At 68.8% G+C, this 14,917-nt stretch carries 15 protein-coding genes and 1 pseudogene; 4 read left to right on the top strand and 12 right to left on the bottom strand.

Annotated features, from left to right (window positions below; genetic code table 11):
• Positions 1-948: pseudogene (locus FE811_RS22230) on the bottom strand (hypothetical protein); the annotation flags it as partial.
• A 737-nt stretch (positions 949-1,685) separates the two neighbouring features.
• On the opposite strand from FE811_RS22230, the gene FE811_RS22240 reads away from it, so the two are divergent.
• Positions 1,686-2,261 (top strand): response regulator transcription factor, encoded by a 576-nt coding sequence (locus tag FE811_RS22240; protein ID WP_052095986.1) that lies wholly within the window; start codon positions 1,686-1,688, stop codon positions 2,259-2,261.
• Positions 2,258-2,779, top strand: coding sequence for a hypothetical protein (locus FE811_RS22245; protein ID WP_052095984.1), 522 nt, complete (start codon positions 2,258-2,260; stop codon positions 2,777-2,779). Before FE811_RS22240 ends, FE811_RS22245 begins: the two co-directional genes overlap by 4 nt.
• Before the next feature lie 35 nt (positions 2,780-2,814).
• Here FE811_RS22245 and FE811_RS22250 read toward each other — a convergent pair whose 3' ends face one another.
• The 5 genes from FE811_RS22250 to FE811_RS22270 all read right to left on the bottom strand — a co-directional run bounded on the left by FE811_RS22250 (position 2,815) and on the right by FE811_RS22270 (position 6,882).
• A complete protein-coding gene (locus tag FE811_RS22250; protein WP_181180930.1) occupies positions 2,815-3,528 on the bottom strand; it encodes a sulfate/molybdate ABC transporter ATP-binding protein in 714 nt (237 codons plus the stop codon).
• Positions 3,529-3,536: 8 nt separating this feature from the next.
• Positions 3,537-4,424, bottom strand: a complete 888-nt coding sequence (gene cysW, locus FE811_RS22255) for a sulfate ABC transporter permease subunit CysW (RefSeq protein ID WP_181180931.1) — start codon at positions 4,422-4,424, stop codon at positions 3,537-3,539.
• A complete protein-coding gene (gene cysT, locus FE811_RS22260) occupies positions 4,417-5,256 on the bottom strand; it encodes a sulfate ABC transporter permease subunit CysT (RefSeq protein WP_116221137.1) in 840 nt (279 codons plus the stop codon). The genes cysW and cysT overlap by 8 nt, the downstream gene beginning before the upstream one ends.
• A gap of 3 nt (positions 5,257-5,259) precedes the next feature.
• A complete protein-coding gene (locus FE811_RS22265; RefSeq protein ID WP_370362693.1) occupies positions 5,260-6,357 on the bottom strand; it encodes a sulfate ABC transporter substrate-binding protein in 1,098 nt (365 codons plus the stop codon).
• A 243-nt stretch (positions 6,358-6,600) separates the two neighbouring features.
• Positions 6,601-6,882: a hypothetical protein gene (locus tag FE811_RS22270; protein ID WP_116221138.1), complete on the bottom strand. Its 282-nt coding sequence runs from the start codon at positions 6,880-6,882 to the stop codon at positions 6,601-6,603.
• A 341-nt stretch (positions 6,883-7,223) separates the two neighbouring features.
• Here FE811_RS22270 and FE811_RS22280 point away from each other — a divergent pair, with 341 nt between their 5' ends.
• Positions 7,224-7,970 carry a sulfite exporter TauE/SafE family protein gene (locus FE811_RS22280; RefSeq protein ID WP_140848846.1) on the top strand — a complete coding sequence of 249 codons (747 nt, stop codon included), beginning with the start codon at positions 7,224-7,226 and terminating at the stop codon, positions 7,968-7,970.
• A 27-nt stretch (positions 7,971-7,997) separates the two neighbouring features.
• Positions 7,998-8,348: a RidA family protein gene (locus FE811_RS22285; protein WP_036756808.1), complete on the top strand. Its 351-nt coding sequence runs from the start codon at positions 7,998-8,000 to the stop codon at positions 8,346-8,348.
• Here FE811_RS22285 and lpxB read toward each other — a convergent pair.
• The 6 genes from lpxB to FE811_RS22315 form a co-directional block, all read right to left on the bottom strand.
• The gene (gene lpxB / locus FE811_RS22290; RefSeq protein ID WP_036756947.1) at positions 8,323-9,486 is read right to left on the bottom strand and encodes a lipid-A-disaccharide synthase; all 1,164 of its coding nucleotides are present in this window, start codon (positions 9,484-9,486) and stop codon (positions 8,323-8,325) included. The two genes, FE811_RS22285 and lpxB, sit on opposite strands and share 26 nt — an antisense overlap.
• A gap of 166 nt (positions 9,487-9,652) precedes the next feature.
• Positions 9,653-10,450, bottom strand: coding sequence for an LpxI family protein (locus FE811_RS22295; RefSeq protein WP_036756803.1), 798 nt, complete (start codon positions 10,448-10,450; stop codon positions 9,653-9,655).
• Positions 10,451-10,460: 10 nt separating this feature from the next.
• A complete protein-coding gene (lpxA, locus tag FE811_RS22300) occupies positions 10,461-11,246 on the bottom strand; it encodes an acyl-ACP--UDP-N-acetylglucosamine O-acyltransferase (RefSeq protein ID WP_036756798.1) in 786 nt (261 codons plus the stop codon).
• On the bottom strand, positions 11,239-11,667 hold the full coding sequence (gene fabZ / locus FE811_RS22305) for a 3-hydroxyacyl-ACP dehydratase FabZ (protein ID WP_370362694.1): 429 nt from the start codon (positions 11,665-11,667) through the stop codon (positions 11,239-11,241). The genes lpxA and fabZ overlap by 8 nt, the downstream gene beginning before the upstream one ends.
• A 127-nt stretch (positions 11,668-11,794) precedes the next feature.
• Positions 11,795-13,912 carry a hypothetical protein gene (locus FE811_RS22310; RefSeq protein ID WP_116221139.1) on the bottom strand — a complete coding sequence of 706 codons (2,118 nt, stop codon included), beginning with the start codon at positions 13,910-13,912 and terminating at the stop codon, positions 11,795-11,797.
• Positions 13,909-14,754 carry a DUF4159 domain-containing protein gene (locus FE811_RS22315; RefSeq protein ID WP_338117739.1) on the bottom strand — a complete coding sequence of 282 codons (846 nt, stop codon included), beginning with the start codon at positions 14,752-14,754 and terminating at the stop codon, positions 13,909-13,911. The genes FE811_RS22310 and FE811_RS22315 overlap by 4 nt, the downstream gene beginning before the upstream one ends.
• Positions 14,755-14,917 lie beyond the last annotated feature (163 nt).

Below are 14,917 nucleotides of genomic sequence, written 5' to 3' on the forward strand. Positions count from 1 at the left end.
GCCCCAGGCCGCGGCGTCGCCGCCGTTGCCGCCATCGGAATGGCTGCCCGAGGCCAGCGCCTTGCCGCCATCGGCATCCGCATCGCCCGAGCCGCCGTCGGCGCTGCCGCCGCTGCCGCCCCGGCCGCCTTCGCTGCCGGCATCGATGCCGCGCTCGGCCGTGGCCGTGCCGCCGTTGACGCTGCCGTTCTGGTTGAAGTCGGCATTGTTCGAGACATGGGCGTCGCTCAGGTCGTCCTGGTCGTTCATCGTCCCGGATTGCGGGATGATGATGCCCACGTCGGCACCGCCGCCGTTCAGGGCATTGTTCAGCACGTTCTCGATATTGATGTCGTCGGTGCCGATGCTGATGTTGCCGTCGCGGTTGACCAGGAAATCGCCCATGCTGCCATGCGCGTTGTTCAGGTCGATGTCGGCATAGTCATTGTCGGTCGGCTGCCATCCCTCCAGGTCGAGGCCCACGCTGACATTGGTCGAGACGTTGGTCTCGACATCGGTATTGTTATAGGCCGTGTTCACCGCCTTGTTGTAGGCGTCGTTCGTCGCATCGTTGCGCGCGTCGTTGTTGGCGTCGTTATGCGCATCGTTGCTGGCGTCGTTGTCGGCCTTGTTCTTGGCCGCATTGCCGGCAAGGTTGCCCGCCACGTTGCCCGCAGCGTTATAGGCAAGCGTCTCCGAGGCGCTGCTGTTCGCATTGGCATTGGAGTTCGCGTTGTCGTTCGCGTTGCTCTGGGTCTGGGATTGGCCCTGGTCCTGACCCTGGCCCTGATCCTGGCCTTGACCCTGGTCCTGGTCCTGATCCTGGCCCTGCTTGTTCAGCTGGCCCTGTCCCTGGCCCTGACCTTGACCCTGGCCCTGATCCTGGTCTTGATCCTGGTCCTGATCCTGGTTCTGGTTGTTGATCGGCCAGGCGAAGAGATTCATGTTGCGGCTGCCAACCATCGTCATTTCCTCCTCTAGAGGCGGGGAAGATGCGGCCAGATCCTTCACAAGCACGCCTGCCCGCCCGGTTTCGGTGGATGAAGGCAAGCCGGTTGCGGTCGCCGGGCAAATGCCCACCGTCACGACGGCACGACCGTCCCCGTCCTGCTGCTGATAAGGGGGATCCGCATACCACCCTGCGCGGCCCCCTGCGGCCGGCCCGGAGGAAACCCGGTTCGCCGACCTGAAGGAAGGCTACGCCCCGCCCACCGATTCGGCCTAGCTGCTCGAAAAGGCTAGAGGGGGGGCTGCCCGAATACCCGAAGAACCCCTATTGGGCCTATAGCCGACCGGCCCCGGACATCCCCCCCATCGCCCGAAAGGATTAATCCCTTTCGCCAGGGGCACCGGGCCCGGCCCCGGCCGACCTCGCCAAAAGGACAAGCGCCGAAGCGGGGCCTCTACCTTGGAGGGAGTGGCCCGGTCATATTACAACTAAGTTGTGGTGATTCTTGAACTTATCTTTCGCTCTTTCCTTTAAGGCCGGGCGAAAACTTGCTAGGCTGAACCGTCCGGTCGGCTTGGGAGGGCCGACCGGGACGGGGGAGTAAAACCATACGCAAGAAGGTAGGAATGACATGAACATGGCATCTTGCGATGGCGTATCCAGTGAAATTCGTACGCTGTCTGGCCGGCCTGCGCGTGGAACGGCAGAGGTTCTCTTTGTCGGAACGCAATGCAACTTTTCCCACAGCCTGATTTCAGTGACCAGTCAGGAGCTGGGTCATATCACCGTGGCGGCCGCACTGTCCTTCGACGACTTCCGCAGCCTGTCCGAACTGACCGGCGAAAGGCCGACGCTGCTGGTTCTGGACGAACCGACCATGCGCGGATTGACCGAGGAGGATCGCACCTATCTACTGGCCTTGAACGACGTGGCGCTGGCCATCGCCTTTTGCACCGGCGCCTTCGGCCGGGCCTGCTACGAGGATGCCGAGCTGCGGCGGCGCGCTGCCAGCATCCTGCCGCTGAACATCCGGCTCGACGTCTGGCTTTCCGTCATCAAGCTGGTGGCGCATGGCGGCAACTACATCTTTCCCGAGATCATGTCCTCGGCCGGCGTCGCGATGCCGGCCGCGGTCCCGGACGAGCTTGGCCTGACCCAGCGCCAGCAGGACGTGCTGCGCCTGGTCGCCGACGGCCAGTCCAACAAGCGCATCGCGCTGAGCCTGGGCCTGTCGGTCCATACGGTCAAGCTGCACCTGCGCAATGCCAGCCTGCGCCTGGGTGCCCACAACCGCACCGAGGCCGCCATGCGCTATCGCGCATTACGATCGTGACGGCGCCGCCGCCGACAGCCGGGGCCAGCGCGGTCGAACCCGACCTGGATGCCGTGTTGCTGCGGGTCGGGCGGCTGAACTATGCTTGGAGCAATACCGAAAGCCTGCTCATCCACATGCTCGCCGGGCTGACCGGGATGGACAAGAGCGCCGCGGTGGTGGTCTTTCTGTCGGTCACGTCGACGCGCGGCCGCATCGAGATGGTCGAGCGTCTTGCGAAGCTGCGCCTGCCCGCCGGGCAGGAGCAGCAGGAACTGCTGGAGCTGACGGCGCGCTTCGCCCGGCTGTCCGCCGTCCGCCACCGCTACAACCACAGCATCTGGTCCTTCCAGGAGGACGGCTCGGTCTCGACGATCCTGATGCGGATCGCCGACCGGCGCGACCGCATCCACATGGGCCGCAAGCAGACCCTGGGCAGCGACGAGATGCTGCGGCTGGACCAGGACCTGGAGATGCTGTCCCAGCTGAACCGCAACATCTGGCGCTTCCTGCGCCAATACGACTATCCGATCGACTGAGGGCACGCACGGGATGCGCGCGCGCCGCCGCCGCGTCAGGCGTCGATGAACTCGCGCACGAAGGGCGTCGCCGGGCGAGCGCGGATGTCCTGCGGGCGGCCGACCTGCTCGATCCGGCCCATGGACATCACCACCACCAGGTCGGCCAGTTCCATCGCCTCGTCCTGGTCGTGGGTGACGAAGACCGTGGTCAGGCCGGTGCTGTCGTGGATCTCGCGCAGGCCCTGGCGCAATTCCTTGCGCACGCGGGCATCCAGCGCGCCGAAGGGCTCGTCCAGCAGCAGCATGCGTGGCTCGATCGCCAGCGCGCGGGCCAGGGCGACGCGCTGGCGCTGGCCGCCCGACNTGGGAAAGCGCCCGCCGATCTGCGGCAGCTGGATCAGGTCCAGAAGCCGGGTCACGCGGCGCCCGATTTCGGCCCGGTTGGGGCGCGAGCGGCGCGGGCGGGCGCGCAGGCCATAGGCGATGTTTTCGAACACAGTCATGTGTCGAAACAGCGCATAGCTTTGGAAGACGAAGCCGGCGCGGCGCTCTTGCACCGTCAGCCCCGTCGCGTCCTGCCCGTCGAAAAGCACCCGGCCGGACGTCGGGAACTCCAGCCCGCCCAGGATGCGCAGAAGCGTGGTCTTGCCCGAGCCGGAGGGCCCCAGCAGCGCCACCAGCGCCCCCGAGGGGATGGCCAGGCTGACCGGGTGCAGCGCGGTGGTGGAACCGAAGCTCTTGGCGATTTCGTCGATCTCGATATGCATGGGACACCTCAATGGCGGCGCGTTGCGGCAAGCTGGTCGGCGTGGCGCCATTCCAGCACGGTCTTGAGCGCCAGCGTCAGCAGGCCCAGTGCCGCCAGCACCGCGGCCAGGCTGAAGGCGGCGACCGAAAGATATTCGTTGTAGAGCATCTCGATGGTGATCGGCATGGTCGCGGTCTGGCCGCGGATCTTGCCCGAGACCACCGCGACGGCGCCGAACTCGCCCATGGCGCGGGCATTGCACAGCAGCACGCCGTAAAGCAGCGCCCATTTGATGTTGGGCAGGGTCACGGTCAGGAAGGTGCGCCAGCCCGAGGCGCCCAGCGTCAGCGCCGCCTCTTCCTCGGCCCGGCCCTGCTCGATCATCACCGGGATCAGCTCGCGCGCGACGAAGGGGAAAGTGACGAAGATCGAGGCCAGCACGATCCCCGGCAGGGCGAAGATGATCGGGAAGCCGCTGGCGACCAGCCAGCCGCCGATCAGGCTGTTGGTGCCGAACAAGAGCACCAGCGCCAGCCCCGCCACCACCGGCGAGATGGAAAACGGCAGGTCGATCAGCGTGATCAGGAAGGCCTTGCCGCGAAAGTCGAACTTGGTGATCGTCCAGGCGGCGGCGATGCCGAAGACCGCGTTCACCGGCACCGAGATCGCCGCGACGATCAGCGTCAGCCGGATGGCCGAGGTCGCCTCGGGCCGGGTGAGCGAGGCAAGCGCCTGGCCCGCGCCGCGTGCAAGGGCCTCGGCAAAGACCACGGCCAGCGGCGCCACCACCAGGACGGCCAGCCCGCCCAGCGCCAGGGCGATCAGCAGGACGCGGACCGGCCGGCTTTCCTCGGCCACCGGACGCCATTTCGCGGGTTTTTCGCTGGCGGCAGCGTGCAGCGTGCTGTCAAACATGACCAATCCTCCGCCGGCTCCAGATCTGGATCAGGTTGATCGCCAGCAGCATGGCGAACGAGATCAGCAGCATGGCGATGCCGATGGCCGCCGCGCCGTCATAGTCGAACTCCTCGAGCTTGATGACGATCAAGAGCGGCGCGATCTCGGTCTTCATGGGCAGGTTGCCGGCGATGAAGATGACCGAGCCGTATTCGCCGACCGCGCGGGCCAGGGACAGCGCAAAGCCGGTCAGCGCCGCGGGCAGCAGCATGGGCAGGATCACCCGGCGCAGGGTATGGAACCGCCCCGCCCCCAGCGTGGCCGAGGCTTCCTCGACCTCCTGCTCGATCTCGGCGATCACCGGCTGCACGGTGCGGGTGACGAATGGCAGGCCGACGAAGATCAGCGCGATCAGGATGCCCCATTGCGTATAGGCGACCTTGCCGCCCAGATCCCGGACGATGCTGCCGAAGACGCCGTTCGGCGCGTAAAGCGCGGTCAGCGCGATGCCCGCCACCGCCGTCGGCAGGGCAAAGGGCAGGTCGACCAGCGCGTCGACCAGCCGCCGGCCCGGAAAGTCATAGCGCGCCAGCACCCAGGCCAGCAGCGTGCCGAAGACCAGGTTGACCAGGGCGGCCAGAAAGGCCAGGCGGAAGGACAGGTAAAGCGCCGCCCAGACCCGCGGCGTGTTGATCGTGGCCCAGACCGCCTCGGGGCCGTAGCTGATGTCGCGTGCCAGCAGCGCGCCGACCGGCAGGATGACGATCAGCGACAGCATGGCCAGGGTGATGCCCATGCCGAGGCCAAAGCCCGGCATGGGGGATTTCTGCAAGCGGAACGCCAGCGCCATCGGTCATTGCCCCGAATAGATCTGGTCGAAGGTGCCGCCGTCGCCGAAATGCTCGGGCTGGGCCTGTTTCCAGCCGCCGAAATCGGCGATGCTCACCAGATCGAGCTGCGGGAACCGCGCCACGTCCTCGGGATCGGCGGCGCTGTCGTCCCAGGCGCGATAGTAGTGCTTGTAGGCCAACGCCTGCCCCTCGGGCGAATAGAGAAAGGCCAGATAGGCATCGGCCAACGCCTTCTGCTCGTCATCGGCGATGTTCTTGTCCACGATGGCGACCGGCGGCTCGGCCAGGATCGAGACCGAGGGCACGACGATGTCGAACCTGTCCTCGCCCAGCTCGTTCAGCGCCAGGTAGGCCTCGTTCTCCCAGGCCAGCAGCACGTCGCCGATCTCGCGCTGGGTGAAGGTGGTGGTCGAGCCGCGCGCACCGCTGTCAAGCACCGGGACATGCTTGAACAGCTCGGTCACGAAGCCCTTGGGGTCCTGGCCGTTCTTCTGCGCCCAGGCCCAGGCGGCAAGATAGTTCCAGCGCGCCCCGCCGCTGGTCTTGGGGTTCGGGGTGATGACCTCGACGCCTTCCTTGACCAGGTCGCCCCAGTCCTGGATGCCCTTGGGATTGCCCTCGCGCACCAGGAAGACGATGGTCGAGGTATAGGGCGCGCTGTTGTGCGGCAGGCGCGACTGCCAGTCCTCGGGCAAGAGGCCCCGCGTCGCGATCTGGTCGATGTCCGAGGCCAGCGCCAGCGTCACCACCTGCGCCTTGAGCCCGTCGATCACCGAGCGCGCCTGCGCGCCCGAGCCGCCATGCGAGGTCTCGATGGTCGGCGCCGCATGCCCTTCGGCCTGCCATTTCGCGGCGAAGGCGGCGTTCACCTCGCGATAAAGCTCGCGCGTGGGGTCGTAGCTGACGTTCAGCAGGCTGTTGTCGGCATGGACCGGACCGGCCAGCCCCAGCCCGACCACGCTGGCCACGATCGCCGCGATGCGCCGCAATCCCGGTGCCGCCGGACCGGCACCCCTGCACCTGGACTCCTCCGCGCCGCGAGAGCGAATCGACCGGCCATCGGCCGTCGGATTATCGGTTGCGGGAACGATGCGGGTCATGATGCTTGTCCTCCTTGCTCTGCTTACGGGAGCTTCATGACCATAATTACGACAGAGTTTATCGTTTATTGCAAGATAAAGACGCGTTCCCCCATCGTTTTTATTATAAATAAATATCAATGCTTTACATTGTGTATGGAAAATTTCCCGCAATCGCCGTTCATGCGGCAGGGGCGCTGACGGGACAAGGCCGGCCCGTTCGGGGCCGGCCTTGCTAGCGGATCGGGCGAGTTCGCCCCCTTCTCAATCGTCGTCGTCATTGTCGTCGTCGCGATCCCGCCTCCGCCGCCGCCTCGGGCGATCATCGTCGTCGTCATCGCCCCATCCGCGATGGCGGAAGGCGCGGCGGTCGTCGTCGCCCTGCCACCAGCCGCGATAGGCCCAGCCGTCCGGGACGCGCAGAAACAGCCGCTCGACCCCATCCCGGTGGAAACGGCGGGGAAAGTCGTCGTCATCCGCCAGGGCCGCTGCCGGAAGGGTCGCCGCGAATGCGGCCGCCGTCAGAATCACGCGAAAATGTGCCATGCGCTTCATCCTTTGATCCGAAGGTTGCAGGGGGATTACGCGGCACGGCGCGATCCATTCCCGGCGGATGGCGATTTTTTCAGGCAAGGCGCCGCGGGAACCATCGCCCTCGGGTCGCGTTCCGCTTTCGACCAGCAAGGGAGAGAATAATGAAAGGCATCATCGCCTGGCTTCTGGGCGTTCCGATCTTCGTCATCATCCTGCTTTACCTGACCGGCATCTTCTAGCCGACAGCGCCCGGAGCCCCCTCCGGGCGCTTTCCCGTCTGGCCCGCGGCGGCTGGACGCCCGAGGGCCGCAGGGCTAAGCATGGGCGCCCGCCACGAAGAGGAGCCGCCCGGCATGACCGATACCCTGCTGATGCTTGCCGCCGGTTTCCTTGGCGGAATGCTGAACGCCGTCGCCGGGGGCGGCACCTTCATCACCTTCCCTGCGCTGGTCGCCAGCGGCGTGCCGGTGGTCTCGGCCAATGCCACCAGCACGGTCGCCGCCCTGCCCGGCTATCTGTCCGCCGCGCTGGGGTTCCGGCGCGAGATCGCGCAGATCGAACGCGCGCTGGTGCTGCGGCTGACCTTCTGGACGCTGGCCGGCGGCATCGTCGGCTCGTGCCTGCTGCTGGTCTCCTCGAACCAGGCCTTCGCGGTGCTGGTGCCCTTCCTGCTGCTGGCGGCGACCTCGGTCTTCATCTGGGGCGCGCAGGTGCGGGAATGGGCGGCGCAGCACCGCAACGCGGCCGCGCCCTTCGGCGCCGGGACCATGGTGCCGGTGGCGATCTATGGCGGCTATTTCAACGGCGGGCTGGGCATCGTGCTGCTGGCGCTGTTCGCGCTTTGGGGCATGACGCAGCTGAACCAGATGAACGGGCTGAAGAACTGGCTGTCCTTCGCGCTATCGGTGATCTCGCTGGCGATCTTCGCGGCGGGCGGGCAGGTCGCCTGGTGGCCCTCGGCGGTGATGAGCCTCGGCACCATCCTGGGCGGCTACCTGGGCGCGCCGGTGGCGCGGCGCATCCCGGTCCCGGCGCTACGGGCATTGATCGCGGCCATCGGCTTTGGCATGACGGCACTGTTCTTCTGGCGGCTCTTCTGACGCCAGCCCAACCCGAAAGGATTTTCCATGTCCGAGATCAAGCGCATCGAGACCGGCCCCCGCATGAGCCAGGCGGTCGTCCACAACGGCACCGTCTACCTGGCCGGCCAGGTCGGCAAGCCGGGCGAACCCGTGGCCGAGCAGACCCGCGAGGTGCTGGCCCAGATCGACCGGCTGCTGGCGGAATGCGGCTCGGACAAGACCCGCATCCTGTCGGCGCAGGTCTGGCTGGCCGACATGGGCGATTTCGCCGAGATGAACGCGGTGTGGGACGCCTGGGTCGCCCCCGGCCACGCGCCTGCCCGCGCCACCGGCGAATCGGCGCTGGCGACGCCCGACTACAAGGTCGAGATCATCGTGGTCGCGGCGCAGAACTGATCGCCGCCATCACCGACCGCGCGGCGCGCAGGCCCGGAGCCTCGCCGCCGCGCCCCAGCCGCTCCATGGTCAGCGCCATCGCCGCCAGTTGCTCGGCCCGCTCATCGCCGTTCTCGATCAGCCGGAACAGCGCCTGCGACATGGGGCCGGGCTGGCAGTTGCGGCCCAGGAATTCCGGCACGGCGCGGGTCTCGCTGACCAGGTTGACCAGCGTCACCGTATCGGTCCGCAGCAACAGCCCGATGACCAGCCGGCTCAGCGGCGCCACGTCATAGCCGATCACCATGGGCACGTCGTTCGCGGCCAGGTCCAGGCTGACCGTGCCCGAGGCCGCCAGCGCCAGGTCGGCGGCGGCAAAGGCGGCGCGCTTCTCCTCGGGGTTCTCGACCACGACTGGCGCTGTAGGCCAGCGCCGCGCCATGTCGCGCACCAGGACCGAGACGCCGCGCACGGTCGGGATCACCACGCGGATCTCCGGCACCCGGTCGCGCAGCCGGATCAGCGCCTCGTCGAAGCGCGGGCCAAGCCGGCCCACCTCGGTCCGGCGCGAGCCCGGCAGGCACAGGACCAGCGGCGCATCCGGCGCAATGCCGTTCGCGGCGCGAAAGGCCGCCGCCTCGGCCGCGCCCGCCACCGGCTCGGCGGCGATGGGATGGCCGACGAAATCGCAGCTCATGCCGGCCGCCCGCATCAGCGGCGGCTCGAAGGGCAGGATGGCCAGCACATGGTCGATCACCTCGGCCATCTTCCCGGCCCGCCCCGCCCGCCAGGCCCAGACCGAGGGCGCGACATAATGGATGGTGCGCAGGCCGGGGTGCAGCGCCCGCGCCTGGCGCGCGACGCGCAGGCAGAAATCGGGGCTGTCGATGGTGATCAGCGCATCGGGCCGGGCCGCGGCGACGGCGCGGGCGGTCTCGGCGATCCGCGCCTTGAGCGCGCGATATTTCGGCAGCACCTCCCAGATGCCCATCAGGCTCAGCTCTTCCATGGGAAAGCGGCTCTCCAGCCCCTGCGCCGCCATGGCAGGACCGCCGACGCCCAGGAATTCGGCGCCGGGATCAAGGCTCTTCAGCCCGGCCATCAGGGCACCGCCCAGGTTGTCGCCCGAAGGCTCGCCCGCGATCAGGAAGAATTTCATCGCGCCGCTCCGCTTGCCATGCCCCGACATGGGTATTTGAAGAACAGAGAAGCGACCTGGACTTCTTCGTTCTCCAAATACCCTCCCGCCGCTCTCGCGGCCCTGTCACTTGAGTATTTGCGAAACGGTGAAGCAAGCCTCTTTCACCGTGTCCCGAATACTCATGTCACCCGCGCGCCCAGAGAAACAGCCCCGCCGCCTGGGCGCGGCGCATTGCCTCGGTCCGGTCCAGCAGGATGACGCTGCCCGCCTCCCAGGCGATCCCGGCCAGCCCGGCCTCGGCGGCCTGGGTCACGGTCTCGGGGCCGATGGTCGGCAGGTCGATGCGCCGGTCCTGGCCGGGTTTCGGCGCCTTGTAGAGCACGCCGCCAGCCCCCTTGGGATCGGGTTTCAGCCCGGCATGCAGCCTTGCGAATTCCAGCATGGCCTGGGTGCCCGGCAGCGCCTCGACGGCAAGGCAGAGCCCCTGAGCCACCACCGCGCCCTGGCCGATGTCCAATGCGCCGAGCCCGGCGACGATCTCGGCGGCGCGGGCCGCGTCCTTCTGGTCGCGCGGGCCGGGCTCGCCCACCAGGACGCCTTCGCCGGGCACCAGGTCCGGCAGGATCTGGTCGACGGAACAGATGGATATTCCCGCTTCCTCGAAGACGTCGAGGACCGCGCGCAGCGCCGCGTCGTCGCCCGACTGCATCCCCATCAGGATGCGCGGCACGATGGTCAAGGTGCGGGGGTCGAAAAGCTCGGGCTCGATCTTGGGGCGGCGGATGGCGCCGGCGAAGACCGCCTGCGTCACGCCCTGGTCGGCCAGCTCGTCCAGGAAGGGCACCAGCCGTTCGAGGCGAAAGGGCTTCGCCTCGACCTCGGGCCTGAGGTTGTCCAGCGCATAGACCAGCGGTTGGTCCAGCGCCGCGGCGATGGCGGGGGCGAGGCTGCCCTCGCCGGCGATCAGGGCGATGCGGCTCATGGATGCGCTCTCACGGATGGGGGGCCAGGAAGCTGCGGTCCGAGGGGCCGAGGATGAAATCCAGCACCTCGCGCACCATCGGCCCGTTCTCGGCCTCGGCCAGGTGCCGGGCGGTGTCGCGGAAGCTGCCCCGGCCCAGCTGCGCCAACATGTCGCGCAGCGCGTGGATGTCCTCGCGCGAGGCGCCGCGGCGCTTCAGCCCCACCAGGTTCAGCCCGTCCAGATGGCCGCGCGGCCCCTGCACCAGGCCAAAGGGGATCACGTCCGCCGTCACCATCGTCACCGCGCCGATCATCGCGCCGCGGCCGATGCGCACCCATTGATGCACGCCCGACAGCCCGCCCACGATCACGTCGTCCTCCAGTACGCAATGGCCGGCGACCGAGGCGTTGTTGACCAGGATCACCCGGTCGCCGATCCGGCAATCATGCGCGACATGGCTGCCGGCCATGAAGAGCCCGTCGTCGCCGATGCGGGTCACGCCGCCGCCGCCCTCGGTGCCGGGGTTCATCGTCACATATTCGCGGATGCGGTTGCGGGCGCCGATTTCCAGCCGCGTGCGCTCGCCCCGGAACTTCAGATCCTGCGGCACCTCGCCCAGAGAGGCGAAGGGAAAGACGATGGTTTCGTCGCCGATCGCGGTCTCGCCCGCCACCACGACATGCGATTTCAGCACCACGCCCCGGCCGAGGCTGACCTCGGGGCCGAGGACGCAGAAGGGGCCGATCTCGCATCCCGCGCCGATCTTCGCGGCAGGGTCCACGACGGCCGAGGGATGGATGCGGGTCTCAGCCATTCTCGCCACGGTTCAGCATGGCCATGACCTCGGCCTCGGCGGCGAGTTGGCCGTTCACCAGGGCGCGGCCCTCGAACTTCCAGATCTTGCCGCCGCCGCGCAGGGTTTTCATGTGCAGTTCCAGCACGTCGCCCGGCACCACCTTCTGGCGGAAGCGGCATTTGTCGATGGACATGAAATAGGTGCCCATGCCCTTGTCGGCGAGGTCCAGCGTCACCCCGACCAGCACCGCGGCCGATTGCGCCATGGCCTCGATGATCAGCACGCCGGGCATCACCGGCTCCTGCGGGAAATGGCCTTCGAAATGCGGCTCGTTCGAGGTCACGTTCTTGACGCCGACGCAGCTTTCGCCCGGCACGATGTCGCGCACCCTGTCCACCAGCAGGAAGGGATAGCGATGCGGCAGGATGCGCTTGACCATCGCCAGATCGACTTCGGTCGGCGGGATATAGGCGGTCTGGTCATCGTTCGGGGCGGCGGCCATGCGGTCCTCTTGGAATGTTTTCATTTGCCTAGCAACGGCGCGCGATCTTGGCAAGTTTCGCGCGTCAGCCCCCTGCCGCCGCCTGGGCGCGCAGCCGGCCGCGGCCCTCGGCCAGCCAGCCGGCCAGCGCCAGCCCGGCGATCAGCGCAAGCCAGGCCCAGCCGGGCAGCAGCGGGCGATGGGTCATGCCGCTGACCGAGGCCGCATTGCGCGGGGTGATGGCGATCCACGCCCCGCCCACGCCCTGGCCATGCGCCGGCCGTCCCTCGCGCACCGTGCGCAGGCCGGGCATGCCGTCGGAAAGCGGCAGCACCGCGCCCTGCGTGGCCTGGGCCAAGGGGCCCAGCACGGCGCCCGAGGCGACGGTTTCCTCGAACTCCCGCGGCGCGGCGGGGCCGAGCGCCAGAACCCGGCTGATCTCGCCATCCGCCAGCCGGTAGAGCCCAGGCCCCGGCGCGGTCCAGCGCGCGGTGAAGCGGCCGGGGCCGGCCTCGGCCAGCGCCACCTCTTCGGTCCGGCCATCGGGGCGGGTGATCGTCACCGGGCCGGCGGTCGGGTTCATGGTGCGGCGGGTGATCGTCACCGTCAGCTCGCCGCCGACATCGGCCAGCAGCGCCTCTTCTTCCAATTCCGGCTCCTGCATCGACCAATGCGCGATGCGGCGCAGCAGTTCGAGCTGCGGCCCGCCGCCCTCGAAGCCGCGGCCCCAGAGCCAGACCTGGTCCGAGGTCAGCATCGCCACCCGCCCCTCGCCCACCCGGCTGAGCAGCAGCAGCGGCTCGTCCCGCGCCCCGCTCAGCACCACCTGGGTGCGCGGGTCGGGGATGACCTGGGACATGCGCAGCCAGCGGCCCCAATGGCTTTGCGAACCTTCGACCGGGGCGCCCTGCAGGCCGGCGGTCACCGGGTGCCGCTCGCCCTCGTCGGTCAGGCGCGGCAGGAACGGCTCGTCATAGACCCGGCCGGTCGGGCGCGCAGGCAGGATCGCGCCCAGCGGCGACAGGTTCAGGCTTTCGACCGAGGACATCTCGGGCCCGGCCGAGACCAGGATCGCGCCGCCCTCTTCGACATAGCGCCGGATGTTGTCGTAATATTGCGGCAGCAGGATGCCGCGCACCCGGTAGCGGTCGAAGATGATCAGGTCGAAATCCCGGATCCGCTCCATGAACAGCTCCTGGGTCGGAAAGGCGATCAGCGACATCTCCTCGACGGGGACCGCGTCCATCTTGTCCGGCGGCCGCAGGATGGTGAAGTGGATCAGGTCCACGTTCGCATCCGATTTCAGCAGGTTGCGCCAGGTCCGTTCCCCCGCGTGCGGGGCGCCCGAGACCAGCAGCACCCGCAGCCGGTCGCGCACGCCCTGGATCTGCACGGCGGCCGCATTGTTGCGGTCGGTCAGTTCCGGCACCGCCGCCTCGGGCGGGTCGAATGCGATCGAGACCACGTTCTGCCCGGCATGTTCCGGCACCACCGGCAGGTCCAGCGTCACCCCCGGCGGCAGGTCGAGGCTGCGCATCTCTTCTCCGTCCAGCAGGATGCGCAGCCGGGCGGGGGTCTGCGCCACCTCGACGGGAACGGCGCCCTGGTCCTCGACGCGCAGGCGGATGGTGACGGGCTTGCCGATCAGCCCGTAGGCCGGCGCTTCCTCGATCACCAGCCGGCGATCCCAGTCCTGGGCCTGCCCGGTCAGCAGCACATGCACCGGCGCCGGGGCCGAGGCCGGGACCATCGGCGCATCATGGGCCAGCCCGTCGGTGACGGCGATCACCCCGGCCAGCCGGGCCTGCGGCTCGGCCGCCAGCGCACGGGTCAGCGCGGTGCCGGCCTGGGTGCCGTCCGGGTCGTCGCCCACGGTCACGCGGCGGATTTCCGTATCGGGCAGGGCGGAAAGCTGGCGGGTCAGTTCCTCGACGGCGGCATCGGTCTGTTCGGCCCGGCCCGGCAGCGACTGGCTGGCGCTGCGGTCGTCGAGCAGGATCACGATGTCCGACAACTTGTGGCGGATGCCCGATTCCAGCGCCGGCCCGGCCAGCGCCGCCGCCGCCGCCAGCCCGGCGATGCCGCGCCAGGCCCAGCCACGCAGGCCGCGCCACAACGACCACAGCGCCACCAGCAGCGCCAGCGCCGCAAGCCCGCCGACCAAGGGCCAGGGCAGCAGCGGATCGAAGGCAAGGCCACTCATTGCACGACCTCCTCCTGCCGCAGCCGCTCCAGCAGGGCGGGCACATGCACCTGGTCGGATTTGTAGTTCCCGGTCAGCACATACATGATCAGGTTGACGCCGAAGCGATAGGCCATCTCGCGCTGCCGCTCGCCCTCGAAGCCCGAGCCGATGCTGAACATGGGCAGGCCGTTCTCATCCATCGCCCAGGCCTCGGCCCAGGCATTGCCGCCGATGATGACCGGCGAGACGCCGTCGTTGAGATTGCGGAAGGGCACGCCCTCGGCCGCCTGGGCATCGGCGGGGGGCGCCTCGGCCCAGACCTCGCGGCCCTGGTAGCGGCCGGGAAAATCCCTGAGCAGGTAGAAGCTGCGGGTGATGACGTGATCGGCGGGGATCGGCGCCAGCGGCGGGATGTCCAGCGGCGCCGCCAGCCCCTGAAGCGCGGCGCCGCCGTCCGGCCCGCCCAGCCCGGCGATGTCGCCGTCGCGGGTGTCGAAGAGGATCATCCCGCCCGAGCGCAGGAAATGGTTCAGCCGGACATAGGCCTGGGGCGAGGGCGGGGCCTGCGCCTCGGTCACCGGCCAGTAAAGGAAGGTCAGCAGCGACAGGTCGTCCCGTTCGGGGTCGATGCCGATGGGCGTGCCCGGCTCGACCGTGGTGCGGGCGGTCAGGACATGGGACAGGCCGCGCAGCCCCGCTTCCGAAGCGGCATCGACCTCGGCATCGCCGGTGATCACATAGGCCAGCGCCACCTCGTCGGCGGCGCGCATCAGATGGGGGTCGGGCGGGGCCGCGGGATCGTCCTGCGCCCAAAGCGCGCCGGCCCAGATCAGCGCGGCCAGGGTCAGAAGCCACCTCATGCCGTCGCCCCCTGCCTGCCGCGCGCCAGCCAGGCGCTGCCAAGCGCATCCAGCGCGAAAAGGACCGCCGCCAGCGCGACCAGCCAGCCGCGCAGGTCGAGGCCCGGCGCCTCGGCCGCGCGCTCGATGCGGGCGCCGGGCCAGTCGGCGGGCGACATCGGCC

The sequence above is a fragment of the Paracoccus sp. FO-3 genome (genome assembly GCF_006386455.1).
Lineage (GTDB): Bacteria > Pseudomonadota > Alphaproteobacteria > Rhodobacterales > Rhodobacteraceae > Paracoccus > Paracoccus versutus.